This is a genomic window from Helicobacter enhydrae (assembly GCF_001693335.1).
Lineage (GTDB): Bacteria > Campylobacterota > Campylobacteria > Campylobacterales > Helicobacteraceae > Helicobacter_G > Helicobacter_G enhydrae.
The window spans coordinates 136,535-150,456 of sequence record NZ_CP016503.1; the positions used below are offsets into that span (position 1 = coordinate 136,535).

Consider the following 13,922-nt stretch of genomic DNA (forward strand, 5'->3'; position numbering starts at 1 on the left):
CTATATCCCCAACTCTTTAGCCAAAAATCTCCCTGTATGACTCCCACTTTTGGAAGCATTTTTGGCAATGTGCTCCACACTTCCGCAATCAAGCACTTGCCCTCCTTGATCCCCTCCCTCAGGACCGATGTCAATCAAATAATCAGCATTTTTGATCATATCAAGATTGTGCTCAATCACAATGGCTGAATTCCCCAGACTGACAAGATGGTGCAAGACTTTTGTGAGCCGATCCACATCGGCAAAATGCAATCCTGTCGTGGGCTCATCCAAGATATAGAGTGTTTTGCCCGTATCTTTGCGACTGAGTTCTTTGGCAAGTTTGATGCGTTGAGCCTCGCCCCCACTTAGCGTCGTTGCGTTTTGCCCTAGCGTGATGTAGCCTAGCCCCACATCTTGAAGCGTTTGCAATTTGTGTGCGATTTTTGGCACTTTGCTAAAAAACGGCAAGGCATCTTCCACACTCATATTGAGCACCTCTGCGATTGATTTGCCTTTGTATTGGATTTCAAGCGTTTGTGCGTTGTATCTTGCACCTTTGCAGCTATCGCACTTCACCATCACATCGGGCAAAAAGTGCATTTCGATTTTGATTTCCCCTTCGCCCTGACATTTTTCACAGCGTCCCCCTTTGACATTGAAGCTGAAGCGACCGAGGTTGTAGCCTCTGATTTTTGCCTCTTTGACTTCTGCAAACAACGCACGAATGTCATCCATCACGCCTGTATAAGTCGCGGGGTTACTTCTAGGGGTGCGTCCGATAGGGCTTTGATCTAGGTAGATGACTTTGTCTAGATGTTCTAGTCCCGCGATGCTCACGCCGTCGTATTTTTGAATCTTTTTGCTATGGTTTAGGATTTCTTGAGCGACAGGGAGCAGTGTCTGCAAAACAATAGAGCTTTTGCCACTTCCGCTCACGCCGGTGATACAGACAAAATTGGAAAGCGGGATGTTGATGCTTAGGTTTTTGATATTGTTGATATTGATACCAGAAATCTCTAGAAATTTTTCTTGTTTGCGGTTGTGGGGGTAGGAGATTTGCCGACTTCCATTGAGGTATTGGGCGGTGAGGGTGTTTTGTTTGAGTAGCTCTTGGACACTTCCTGCAAACACAATCTCTCCTCCATTCACTCCTGCACCCGGACCAATATCCACAACAAAATCAGCCTGCAAAATCGTTTCTTTGTCGTGCTCTACGACGATGACTGTGTTGCCTTTTTCTTGCAAACTCCTTAGGGTTTTGATGAGTTTGAGCGTGTCGCGTTCGTGCAAACCGATACTTGGCTCATCAAGCACATACATCACTCCTGTAAGCCCACTTCCGATTTGACTTGCGATACGGATCCTTTGGCTTTCTCCACCGCTGATTGTGCGTGCATCACGCCCCAAAGTCAGATAGCCCAACCCCACATCATAGAGAAAAAACAAGCGTTCTTTGATCTCTTTGAAAATCGGCTCCGCAATCATCTGCTCTTGAGGAGTGAGATAGGCAAAATGCTCTGCATTTGCAAAAAACTCATAGCATTCTTGAAGTGGCATATTCAAAATCTCTGAAATCTTTTTGTTTGCCACTTGGACGCTTAGGGATGGTGCTTTGAGGCGATAGCCTTTGCAACTTGGGCAAGGTTTCTCACTCATAAAATCTGCTAGATCTCTTTCATCTTTGAACAAATCATAGGCGATTTTCATAATGCCTTGCCAAGGGCGTGTGAGTTTGCTCCCCCTCCATTCAAATGTCACGCTTTGGGAGCTTCCATAGAGCAAAGCGTTTTGCTGATGTTCTTGAAGTTCATCAAAGCTTTGGGTGAGTTTGATGTTTTGGCTGTTGCAAAAGGCTTCAAAGAGATGATTGTAATACCCTCGATTGAAGCCAAAGATAAACTTCACACCTCCTTGATTGAGTGGGGCTGAACGATTGAGGAGCTTTTTGAGATCTAGAGTGTATTTCATTCCCAAACCGCCACAATCCTCACAAGCCCCCTTTGGGGAGTTAAAAGAAAAAGCCAGAGGCTCAAGAGGCTCAAAGCTCACTTTGCAATCAAAGCAAGCAAAATGCTCTGAAAAATGCAAGATTTTGCCATCAAGCTCAATCTCCACCTCGCCAAAAGATTCTTTGAGTGCCTTTTCGATACCTTGTGCGATGCGTGTGTGGTTGTCTTGATTGAGAATCACGCGATCGATCACGGCTTTGATGGTGTGTTTTTTGGTTTTGCTTAGCGTAATTTCTTCATCAAGACGCACCATCACGCCATCAATATAGGCACGGATGATCCCTTTTTGACGCAATGAGTCGATTTTGTCAGCAAAAGTCCCTTTTTTGTCTTTGATGATGGGTGCAAGAATGATGAGTTTGGAATCAATGGGGAGGGATAGCACTTGATGGATGATGTCAGTTTGTGTCATATAGGAAATGGGTTTGCCACATAGATGGCAGTGCTGATTGCCCACCCTTGCATACAAAAGACGCAAATAATCATAGATTTCTGTGATTGTGCCAACCGTGGAACGAGGGTTTTTGGAAGTGGTTTTTTGGTCAATGGCGATGGCAGGGGTTAAACCTTCGATTTTATCCACATTGGGTTTGCCCACTTTGTCCAAAAATTGCCTTGCATAGCTTGAGAGGCTCTCGATATAGCGTCTTTGCCCCTCAGCATAGAGAGTGTCAAAGGCTAGGGTGCTTTTACCACTTCCACTCAATCCCGTAAAAACAATGAGCTGGTTTTTGGGTAGAGTGAGATTGAGGTTTTTAAGATTGTTTTCTTTGGCTCCTGCGATAGTGATTTGATCTTTCACTCCGATGCTCCCAAAAAACTCAAATCAATTTGGCATTTGGCGATCCGTTTGACTTCGCCCTCAAAGCTGATGTTTTTCTCTTGGATTCTAAACTTGATCAATTCATCAGAAGGTGGGATGAGTATCACTTCATCGCCCTCTAGCTCACCTCTTTCTTTGAGACTTGCCACCACACTTGCCATTCCCGTGCCACAAGCGAGTGTGATGTCTTCCACTCCGCGTTCATAGGTTTTGATTCTGTAGCCCTCTTGGGTTTTGCAAACGATATTGACATTGGCATCATATTGCAAACGCATATCTTTCATACTCTCAATAGAGAAGATTTGAAACTCTTCAAGTGTTTTTACAAAACGCACAAGATGGGGCACTCCTGTATTGAAAAAATCCCAACCATTATCTTGATTGAGTGCGAAGAGTTGGTAGGTCCCAAGATGACTGAGCACCCTATAGGGAGCTTGGGTGCTAAGAATCTCAACTTCAATCATTCCAGCACCGCTCAAAAACTGATGCTTTTGTGGCGCAAGAGAATGCAGAAACGCATAAAGCCCGACACAACGACTCGCATTGCCACACATTGAAGCAAGGGAGCCATCGCTATTATAAAACCGCCATTGGTAGGCGTATTTTTCGTGAGGGTAGAGAATCACAAGTCCATCAGCACCGATACCTTGATGACGATCGCAGACTTTTCTGGCAAACAAAGCAAGGTCGAAATTTGAGGGTGGAATATGGGTGATGAGAAAATCATTGCCACTAGCGCTGTATTTTTCAAGTTCTAACATTTGAGCTGTCCTTTTATTGAAGTTCTTTGAGATAAAGAGAGATTTGGGATTTTGGGGTGGTTTTGGTCGGTGGGATAGCCAAAATCTCATATTGTAGGGATTTGTCCAAATATTTCAACTCAATCACATCGCCGATTTTCACTTCTTTGGCGGGTTTGGCGGGTTTGGCGTTGAGGAGAATCGCACCATTTTGGCACATATCTTGAGCGATACTTCTACGCTTGAGAAGGTTGCTTGAGTTGAGGAATTGATCGAGTCGCATTAGCGTATCCTTTTGAGATGAGATTGATTGATTTTGTAGATTTTGGAGGGCGGGGCTTGAAACAATCCACGCTTATCCTCGATGATAGTATCAGCACGAGAAGTTGCGAAATTGATGTCAAAATCTTTTCCACTCAGATTGGCACTGGAGCTATAAGCCCATTTGAGAGTGCGTAAAAATCTCAAATGCCAAGAATCAAAAACAACTCTAATAGCCTTGCAATTAGGATAAATAAAAGTCGTTTTGCGTGATTTTCGCACCATGTTTTTATATTTTTGAGGCACACGCACGAAGCTTTTGAGAGTTTGCAAAGAATCCACTTCAAGCAAAACTTGCTTGTTTCTACCCTTGGCTTGATTGATGGTGTGGGGATCTTGACACAAAAAGCCAATCGTTGTGTCAGTTTGAGCCAAAAAGAGCGTAGATTTCATTGAACTTGCAAGAAATCTTGGATTGCTTGGGCTTTGTATGGGCTTTGGGTTTCCATCTCGGCTATAGCACTACAGGCGGCTTTGGCTTCTTGTATCGTGGTGAAATATGGCACACAGGATTTTAGCACCTGCTCTCGCAAAAACTTAGTGTCTGTTTTGTTGCTTCTCTCATCGCTGCTATTGATGACCATTGCGATTTCATTGTTGGTGATGAGATCTTGTATATTTGGGCGTCCTTCACTCACTTTGAGCACGAGTTCACACTCTATGCCACCTTGTGTGATCGCTTGATGTGTGCCACTTGTCGCACAAAGCTCAAAGCCCAATGCTTTGAAATTGCGCGCAATCTCGAGGGCAGAGGGTTTGTCAAGCTCTTTGAGAGAGATGAAAATCTTGCCTTGTGTGGGGAGAGTGTTTTTGGCAGCAATTTGGCTTTTGGCAAAGCTCAATCCAAAGCTTTGGCTGATCCCCATCACCTCTCCTGTGCTTTTCATTTCAGGACCTAAGAGCACATCTGCACCATTGAGCTTGTTGAATGGGAATACTGATTCTTTGATGGCGATGTGTTTGAGGGCTTTGTGCTGATAGATGTTGTTGGTATAGATGACCATACCAAAGCGATCATAATAGCTTAGGGCTTCTTTGAGATTGCCCTGCCACATTACGCGTGTTGCGATTTTGGCTAGTGGCATACCTGTGGCTTTGCTGACAAAAGGCACGGTGCGGCTAGCTCGTGGATTGACTTCGATGAGATAAATCTCATCTTGATAAATCGCATATTGCACATTCATCAGCCCTATCACGCCAAGCTTGAGTGCGATCTGAGCGGTGAGATTTTGAATCTCTTGGATTTTTTCTTGTGTGAGGGTGGAGGGAGGGAGGGAGGAGGCACTATCTCCAGAGTGGATGCCTGCCTCTTCGATGTGTTGCATAATCCCACCGATATACACATCAACTCCATCGCTAATGGCATCGACATCAAGCTCGATGGCACGATCCAAAAACTTATCCACAAGCACAGGAGAACTCTCGCTCACTCGGACTGCTTCCTCCATATAGGATTTGAGCTCTTCATCGTTATAGACGATCCGCATCGCTCGTCCTCCCAAAACATAGCTAGGACGCACTAATACGGGGAATCCGATCTTACTTGCGATACTATGGGCTTCTTCTTTGTTGAAAGCAATGCCGTTTTGGGGTTGTTTGAGTTGGTATTGTTGGACAAAATCAGAAAATTTTTCGCGATCTTCAGCCACATCGATGACTTTGGCACTTGTGCCGATGATTTTGGCACCAATGCGTGTGAGATCTTTGGCGAGTTTGAGAGGGGTTTGCCCTCCGAAATGCACGATGATTCCATCAGGTTTCTCTCTCTCAATCACAGAGCGGACATGCTCAAAGTCGATGGGTTCGAAATACAGCACATCGCTTGTGTCATAGTCCGTGCTCACCGTTTCAGGATTGCAGTTATACATAATGCTTGAGATTCCCATATCTTTGAGTGCAAAACTTGCATGCACACAGCAATAATCAAACTCGATTCCTTGCCCGATCCGATTGGGTCCTCCACCGATGATCATCACTTTTTTGTGTGTGCTTTGTGGAAGTGGGGCGGGTGCGATACTGCTAAAATTGCCAATAGAAGAGTAAAGGTAGGGGGTGCGTGAGGTGAATTCTGCAGCACAAGTATCCACTTGCAAATAATCCTGTGTGACACCCATAGAACATCGCGCTTGATAGACTTCATTTGGGGTGATGTCAATCCCATCGTTTTTCTTGAGCAACGATGCAATCATCGCATCAGAAAATCCCAAAGACTTGGTTTCTCTCATCAGATGGACATCCTCTAGGATTGATAGAGTGATACGCTCTTCAAATGCAATGATTTCTTGGATTTGGCTCAAAAACCACGGATCGATTTTGCTCAAAGTATGAATCTCCTCCAAACTCAACCCTTGCCTGAAGCCATCGGCGATGTAGAGCAGTCTTGATTCGTTGGGGCGACGGATTTCGTGCTTGATTTTTTCCAAATCAGAACTGATGGAGTTAAATCCAAATAGCCCTGTTTCAAGACTGCAGAGGGCTTTTTGCACACTTTCTGCAAAAGTGCCTCCGATTGCCATCACTTCGCCAATGCTTTTCATACTTGTAGTGAGTGTGGAATCAGCGGTGGGGAATTTTTCAAATGTAAATCTTGGGATTTTAGTCACAATATAATCGATACTAGGCTCAAAACTAGCAGTTGTGCCTGTAATGTCGTTGGTGATTTCATCAAGAGTGAAGCCCACTGCTAGAAGTGTGGCTACTTTGGCGATAGGATAGCCTGTCGCTTTGCTTGCAAGGGCTGAAGAGCGTGAAACGCGTGGATTCATCTCGATGACAATCATACGCCCCGTTTGAGGATTGATGGCAAATTGCACATTGCTCCCCCCTGTATCTACGCCAATCTCACGCAAGATGGCAAAAGAGGCATCACGCATTCTTTGGTATTCTTTGTCAGTGAGGGTGAGGGCAGGGGCTATGGTGATACTATCGCCTGTATGCACTCCCATAGGATCAAGGTTTTCGATTGAGCAAACGATAATGCAGTTGTCTGCCTTATCGCGTATGACTTCCATTTCGTATTCTTTCCAGCCCAAAAGTGATTCTTCGATCAAGATTTCATTGATCGGCGAGGCGTCAAGCCCATTTTTTGCCAACGCTTTGAACTCATCAATATTATAAGCCACACCGCTTCCCCCACCTGCAAGTGTAAAACTTGCACGGATGATCAAAGGAAACCCGATTTCTTTGGCAGCATTGAGTGCTTCTTCTTCATTGTAGGCATAGCGGGATTTTGGGAGATCCATACCGATTTTGAGCATTGATTCTTTGAACGCTTGGCGATCCTCTCCCTTTTTGATTGCCTCAGGGTTGGCTCCCAAAAACTTCACACCCTCAAGCATTCCTTTTTCTTGCATACTCATTGCGATATTCAATGCAGTTTGCCCCCCCATCGTTGGCAAAATGGCGTCAATTTTTTCTTTTTGGATGATGTCAGCGAGTGTCTCTTCGCTAATAGGCTCAATGTAGGTGCGATCGGCTGATTCTGGATCTGTCATAATGGTAGCAGGATTGGAATTGATGAGCACGACTTTGTAGCCCAAACTTTTGAGTGTTTTGGCGGCTTGCGTGCCAGAGTAGTCAAACTCACAAGCTTGTCCGATGATGATTGGACCTGAACCAATTAATAAGATATTGTGGATATCATTGCGTTTTGGCATTTTGTCTCTCTTATAGTTGAATGTGTTCTTAAGATGCAATTTTACAAAAGTTGCCCTAAAAATTTTTTAAACATATAGAATTTTTGAAAAATATTTTGTTAAAATGCGATTTCTCTTGCAGACCTATGCAATGGGTGGTTTAAGCAACGCTTCAGGGTAGGAATACAGCAGAGCACTTGGATCGCTTGTGTGCCTTAGGTATCTGCAAGGGGTTTCTCTCCCCCCTCCATATCAAATCACATATTTTGATTACAATCTTTCTTGATAGCCTTTTGGGAAACTCCAAACTAGAGCAAGTCCGCATAATGCCAATGCTCCTGCAAAGAATGAATTGCTCTGGACTCCAAAGAGTGCTAGTGTGATTCCACCGATAAAAGTCGCAATCGCAATACCAACATTGAAACTCGCTTCATTGAGGCTGATAGAGCTTTCTATGCTTGCAGGTGTGTAGATTTTGGCAGTGATGAGGGATAGAATTTTGATAGAGGCAACACAGGCAAATCCCCAAAAACTTGCCATACAAAATCCAAAAACACCCACCCAAGGATATTTTGAAAAGATTCCTATCAGAAACAATCCCAAAGCAAGCATACTAAAAGTGATCTTGAGAGCATAAATGCTTCCTAGTTTATCTGAGAGTTTTCCACCGATTAGATTTCCTGCAATCCCGCAGAATCCATAAGCAAGCAAAATCCACGCAATATCGTCCAAATCAAAACCTGAAATTTGGACAAAAAAGGCTTCAGCATAAGTGTAGAATGCAAAAATACTCCCACAAAAACTTGCAGTGATGAGATAAGAACGCCACATGTGAGGGCTTAGTAAGCCATTTTTGAGGCTCTTGAGGCTTGTTTGTTGCCCCATTAGATTGCTAGGCATTAGCACCCACACAGCACCCATCACGCTAAGGATCAGAAAACTAATGCACAAAAACAAGATTTGGAATCCAAAAGTATTGCCAATCAATGCACCTAGCGGAACGCCACTCACCATAGAGAAGCTCAAACCCGCCACCACAATCGCAAGTCCTTGAGATTTGCGTCCCTCTTGTGCAACTTGCGTCACTGATAAAGTGGCAATGACGAAAAATACTCCGTGCATACAACCAGCCACAAAGCGTGCGATAGAGGTGATCAAAAAACTAGAGCTAAAAAAAACGATTGAGTTTGCTAGGGCAAAAATCGCAAGATTGATGAGAAGTTGTGTTTTGCGATTGAAGGTGCTAATGGGAATAGTGAGGATCGGTGCTCCGATGATAACCCCCAACGCATAGAGTGTCATCAACAAACCTGTTTGTTGTAGCGAGGTGTTGAAATAATGTGCCATATTGTCCATCACCCCTGCTATGCAGAGTTCTGCCACTCCCATACAAAAAGCCGAAAGTGTCAGTGGGATGATAGTGTAATAAGAAGGATGAATACGCATAAAGTCTCCTGAAATAAAATTTAAAAAAATGGATTATATCTAAAATACTTTGTTTTTGATTTTTGTTTGTGTATGGCTGGATTTTGCTATGCTTTTTGGAATCAGATTTAATCGAGGGAAATATGGATTTTTCAACTCTTAAATACGCTTATGCTGTGAGTGGGGGGATTGGGAGTGGCAAAAGCACGGCTTGTAGGATATTGATGCAGTTGGGCTATGCGGTGCTAGATTGCGATGAGATTGCCCACTCTTTGCTTGAAATTCATCAAAAAGAGGTGGCAGAATTGTTTGATATAGGTTTGGATCAAAATGGAACGCTCGATCGTTTGGCTCTAGGTAAAATCGTCTTTGCCTCAAGCCTCAAGCGTCAGAAGCTTGAGGCGTTTTTGCACCCATTGATTGCAGAGAGATTGTGGAAGGCGTGCAGTGTGCTAGAAAAAAAGCAAACAATTTATTTTGTAGAAATTCCTCTTTTGTTTGAGCATTTTCATCGATTCAATTTTTCTCATACGATTTTAGTTTATGCTCCAAAAGAAGTTCAGATTTTACGCTTGATGGAGCGTAATGCTTTGTCAGAAGAGGAGGCATTGCAGAGGCTATATGCACAAATGCCTATAGATGAAAAAATCCAATATGCAGAGATTGTGTTTGACAACACTCAAACGCAAGAAAAGCTCAAAATGCAAATTTTGGATTGGCTTGGTGGGGTGGCGGCTAAATCTTTGTAGTCTTGGAAGTCAAAGCTTATCAGATAGAGGCAGATTGTGGCGTAGAATGCGTAGTTTGTCAGCAGAATCAAAAGTTATACCCAAAGCTCAATCCCCCAAAGTCGTGTCCGCTATTTGGAAGTTTTAGCGTTCCATTGGAATAGTGTTTCCAATACATTTCTAAACTGAAATTTTTAAATGTATAACCTACAAAAAATCGCTCTCCAAAGGTGACTTTGGAGCCCACTCTTATATCTGTTTTGGATTTGATGTATAAGCCGATTCCCACTCCAAAATAAAGATTGCCATTTTCAGAATAGAATATGGGCAAGATGAGATCTTGAGAGATTCCTCCTATAATGAAATCAAATTCGGGGGGGGGGAGGAGTATTTATATGACTTGCAAAGCTCCTATTGGTAATGCTTCCTCCAAATTCAAGATTCAATCTTCCTGGGAGGCGAAAGATTTGATTGGGTTGGGAGTAGATGAGATTGGTGAGGAAGTAGCGATGGTTTTTTGACAGACTTGAGCCAAACTCGTATCTTATGGAGTTTTGCGTGTTGATAAAAAATGGATTGGTGAGTGTTTTTGATTCGCTAGAGCATTGATTTCCCTCTTGATGCTCAATAGCAAAACAAAGAGAAGCGAGCAATAAAAAGCAAAATTTGAATTTCATAAAATCCCTTTAAAAGTTTTGCAAATGTTGTGGTGTTTGATTTTAACTGATTTTTGGTTTAGTTTGAACAAGTATCTTTGGATTTCTTGGGCTTGACTCGATACTTTCTTTTGAAGTTGGTTTGTTGAGACTATGCTTTTTAGCGATTCCAGAATCTCTTGGAGTTTTCTTTTTGAATCTTGCTTTGAGCAAACCACCCTTTATGCAATTCTAGAATCCCCTAGGATCTCTCTTAAGGGGGTCAAGGGGAACTTATAGCAAGCGTTCCCCTTATCCCCCTTAACAACCCCCATAACCCCAGCATTGCATTAGCAAGGCTCGTTCAAGATTACATTGACTTGGAATCCTTATTTGGTTCTACAAGGTTGGTTTGGGAAGCAGTTGTTTGTGCTTATATTGAAATAGTGGAGTTTTATATTTTTTGGAGTTTTTAAAAAAGCAACAAGATTCTAAGAATCTAAGAATCAAATGCAAAAACCAGATTTAAATCAAAAACACAAGCTAGATACAAATCAATAAATCTAAAATCAAATCAAAAAAACAAATCCAAAACACCAAAGAATCAAAACAAAGTCAAGTTAATGTGGGTAACACACAAAAAGCGGGCAGGGGTTTGGGGGATTTTAAGGGGGATAAGGGGGGTGCCTCGCAATAAACCCCCTTGTCCCCCTTATAGAAAAAAGCAAAGTGGGAATTGGTAACTAAGAAGTGTGCTTCTGCAAAAGCAATTGTAAAAACTAGCAAACAGATCAAGAATCACCAAAGAGTATAGAGCCTCTCAAGCCAACTACAAAAGGAAGTCTTAGAGATTCTAGAATCCCCAAAAGTGTGCTTCTGCAAAAGCAATCTCAAATAATAGAATTAGTTTGCTGAATCTGTAGTTTTCTTTTGAAGTTAGTTTGTGGGAGTATGTTTTTGGTGTTTCTTGAATCTTTGATTCTTTTGTGGAGACAATGTTGGGATAAAGAGTGGGGGAGTGGGGGAGAGAGGGGAGGCTAGAGGATTTCCACCTCTCCTTGAGCCTTGAAGATTACTTTGTTTCCCTCTTTGATTTTGTCTTCCAAAATAAGCTCTGCTAAACGATCTTCGACTTTTTCATACAAGGCTCTTTTGAGTGGTCTAGCTCCATAGACAGGATCAAATCCCTCTTGAGCAATCTCTTCTTTGGCTTCTTGGGTTAATGCCACATTGATACCCCTCTCTTCTAGTTTTTGAGCGATTTGTGCAAACATAATATCTACAATCTGCGTAATAGCGTCAAAATCAAGTGGATTGAATACGATCACATCATCAAGGCGATTGAGGAATTCTGGCTTGAAATACGCTTTGAGTGCCTCTTTGATCGCTTTTTCCCTCGCCTCTTTGTCAGAAATTTCCAAAATTTTATCACTTCCAATATTGCTTGTGAGAATGATAATGGTGTTGGTAAAATCCACAATCACCCCTTTGTTGTCTGTCAGGCGTCCATCATCTAGCACTTGCAATAAGAGATTGAAAACATCAGGATGTGCTTTTTCAATCTCATCAAAAAGCAATACGCTATAAGGTTTGCGACGCACGGCTTCGGTGAGTTGCCCGCCCTCTTCATAACCCACATACCCCGGAGGTGCTCCTAGCAATCTAGACACAGCGTGTTTTTCCATATATTCGCTCATATCAATACGCACAAGATTTTTTTCACTATCAAATAGAAATTTTGCTAGAGATTTGGCACTCTGGGTTTTTCCCACCCCTGTGCTTCCCAAAAAGAGAAAGCTTCCAATCGGACGATTGCTCTGGCTAAGCCCTGCCTTGTTGCGTTTGATGACACGCGCAATCGCTCTGATTGCTTCATCTTGTCCGACTACGCTTTTGGCAAGTTCCTCTTGCACACCCAAAATCTTGTCTTTTTCGCTTTGGAGCATTTTTTTGACTGGGATCCCACTCCAACGGCTGACGATTCCTGCGATGATTTCTTCACTCACTGCATTTTTGAGCAATGTGCCTTGCTCTTGCATTTGTTGCCATTTGTCCTGCAAGAGTTGTATTTGCTTTTCTTTTTGGGGGATTTTGGAGTGATCGATTTCTGCTGCCTTGTTGTAGTCCCCATCGCGTTTTGCAGATTCTGAAGTTCTTTTGAGCAAATCGATTTCGCTTTTGAGATCTGCGATTTCTTTGAAAACAGATTTTTCATTTTCAAACTGCGTTTCAAGTAGGGTTTTTTGCTCCATCGCATCGCTTAGCTCTTTTTGGATTTCATCAAGGCGTTTTTGGTTGTTGGGGTTTTTCTCCATATTGAGTGCTTCTTTTTCGACTTCGAGATTGACAATGATGCGTTTGGCTTTGCTAAGCTCGTGAGGCTCGGATTCGATTTGCATTTTGAGTTCGGCTGCCCCCTCATCGATGAGATCGATAGCCTTGTCTGGCAAAAAGCGATTGGTGATGTAGCGGTCTGAGAGTTTGACAGCGGCAACTAGGGCAGAGTCTGTGATATTGACATTGTGGTGGGATTCTAGGCTTTCTTTGATACCTCTCAAAATCTGAAGTGCTTGGTTGATGTTGGGCTGGGCGATGTCAATAGGTTGGAATCTCCTCACAAGTGCAGCATCTTTTTCAAAATACTTGCGGTATTCTTTGAGGGTGGTGGCTCCGATTGCGTGTAGCTCTCCGCGTGCAAGGGCAGGTTTGAGAATGTTGGCTGCATCCATACTCCCCTCACTCGCTCCTGCTCCGACAATGGTGTGAATCTCATCGATAAACAAGATGACATTTCCTGCTTGTTTGACTTCTTCGATCACTTTTTTGAGTCTTTCTTCAAACTCTCCGCGGTATTTCGCCCCTGCGATGAGGGCACTCATATCAAGTGCGATGAGTTTTTTGTTTTGCAGACTGGTGGGCACGCTTTTGTTGATGATTTTCTGTGCCAACCCCTCGACTACGGCTGTTTTGCCCACTCCGGGCTCGCCCAAAAGAATCGGATTGTTTTTGGTTTTGCGGATAAGGATTTGCATCATTGCTGTGATTTCTTCATCTCTTCCGATGACAGGATCAAGCTTGTTTTCAAAAGCTTGTTGTGTCAAGTCAATGCCAAATTTTGCCAAAGATTCTGCGATTTCTTCTGCATTTTTGTCTTGGATTTTATTGCCCCCTCGCAAGGTTTGCAGGGTTTTTTTGAGCTCTTGGATATCCAAATATTTCTCAAAAATCTCTTTGATTTTGGCGTGGTTGAGGGTGGAGATGATGAAAGTATCTACGGCTAAGTAGCTATCTCCTTGCTTTGTGGCAAGCCCAAGAGCCTCGCTCAAAGCATCAAGAAGCTCTCTTGAGATGGAGAGATGTTCTCGATTGACACTAGAGCTTTTGGGGAGTGCATTGACTGCAGTTTGAAATTCAAGTTCTATGGGAGTTTTATCGATATTGTCTTTGTTGAGAGCTTGATTGAGCAAAGACTGATGATTGGTCAAAAATGCCCAATACAAATGCAAAATCCCAATCTCTTGATTTTTGGAGTGCATTGCCAAAGAAGAAGCCGAGTCTAGACTTTCTCTAAGTTGATTTGTGATTTTTTCTAACAGGTTCATTTGCTATCCTTTGTCATTTGAG

Annotated in this window: 10 protein-coding genes and 1 other RNA gene; 3 read left to right on the top strand and 8 right to left on the bottom strand. The window is 43.0% G+C overall.

The window, feature by feature from the left end; all coding sequences use genetic code 11:
• From uvrA to carB, 5 genes are read right to left on the bottom strand one after another with little or no spacing between them, the layout of a single operon-like run.
• Positions 1–2,793 carry an excinuclease ABC subunit UvrA gene (gene uvrA / locus BBW65_RS00680; RefSeq protein WP_199919439.1) on the bottom strand — a complete coding sequence of 931 codons (2,793 nt, stop codon included), beginning with the start codon at positions 2,791–2,793 and terminating at the stop codon, positions 1–3.
• Positions 2,790–3,575, bottom strand: coding sequence for a diaminopimelate epimerase (gene dapF, locus BBW65_RS00685; protein ID WP_066338399.1), 786 nt, complete (start codon positions 3,573–3,575; stop codon positions 2,790–2,792). The genes uvrA and dapF overlap by 4 nt, the downstream gene beginning before the upstream one ends.
• A 13-nt stretch (positions 3,576–3,588) precedes the next feature.
• On the bottom strand, positions 3,589–3,837 hold the full coding sequence (locus tag BBW65_RS00690; RefSeq protein WP_066338401.1) for an RNA-binding S4 domain-containing protein: 249 nt from the start codon (positions 3,835–3,837) through the stop codon (positions 3,589–3,591).
• Positions 3,837–4,268: an L-threonylcarbamoyladenylate synthase gene (locus BBW65_RS00695; protein WP_066338402.1), complete on the bottom strand. Its 432-nt coding sequence runs from the start codon at positions 4,266–4,268 to the stop codon at positions 3,837–3,839. The genes BBW65_RS00690 and BBW65_RS00695 overlap by 1 nt, the downstream gene beginning before the upstream one ends.
• Positions 4,265–7,531, bottom strand: a complete 3,267-nt coding sequence (gene carB, locus BBW65_RS00700; protein WP_066338404.1) for a carbamoyl-phosphate synthase large subunit — start codon at positions 7,529–7,531, stop codon at positions 4,265–4,267. Before carB ends, BBW65_RS00695 begins: the two co-directional genes overlap by 4 nt.
• Before the next feature lie 114 nt (positions 7,532–7,645).
• On the opposite strand from carB, the gene ffs reads away from it, so the two are divergent.
• An RNA gene (ffs, locus tag BBW65_RS00705) (signal recognition particle sRNA small type) lies at positions 7,646–7,743 on the top strand.
• 37 nt (positions 7,744–7,780) lie between these two features.
• Here the strand turns inward: ffs and BBW65_RS00710 are convergent.
• Positions 7,781–8,956: an MFS transporter gene (locus BBW65_RS00710; protein ID WP_066338405.1), complete on the bottom strand. Its 1,176-nt coding sequence runs from the start codon at positions 8,954–8,956 to the stop codon at positions 7,781–7,783.
• Positions 8,957–9,078: 122 nt separating this feature from the next.
• On the opposite strand from BBW65_RS00710, the gene coaE reads away from it, so the two are divergent.
• Positions 9,079–9,684 (top strand): dephospho-CoA kinase, encoded by a 606-nt coding sequence (gene coaE / locus BBW65_RS00715; RefSeq protein ID WP_066341714.1) that lies wholly within the window; start codon positions 9,079–9,081, stop codon positions 9,682–9,684.
• Between the two features lie 67 nt (positions 9,685–9,751).
• Here coaE and BBW65_RS07760 read toward each other — a convergent pair whose 3' ends face one another.
• A complete protein-coding gene (locus tag BBW65_RS07760) occupies positions 9,752–9,994 on the bottom strand; it encodes an acyloxyacyl hydrolase (RefSeq protein WP_199919440.1) in 243 nt (80 codons plus the stop codon).
• A 64-nt stretch (positions 9,995–10,058) separates the two neighbouring features.
• Here BBW65_RS07760 and BBW65_RS08070 point away from each other — a divergent pair, with 64 nt between their 5' ends.
• Positions 10,059–10,184 carry a hypothetical protein gene (locus BBW65_RS08070; protein WP_267886403.1) on the top strand — a complete coding sequence of 42 codons (126 nt, stop codon included), beginning with the start codon at positions 10,059–10,061 and terminating at the stop codon, positions 10,182–10,184.
• A gap of 1,151 nt (positions 10,185–11,335) precedes the next feature.
• Here the strand turns inward: BBW65_RS08070 and BBW65_RS00730 are convergent.
• A complete protein-coding gene (locus BBW65_RS00730; RefSeq protein WP_066338410.1) occupies positions 11,336–13,900 on the bottom strand; it encodes an ATP-dependent Clp protease ATP-binding subunit in 2,565 nt (854 codons plus the stop codon).
• Positions 13,901–13,922 lie beyond the last annotated feature (22 nt).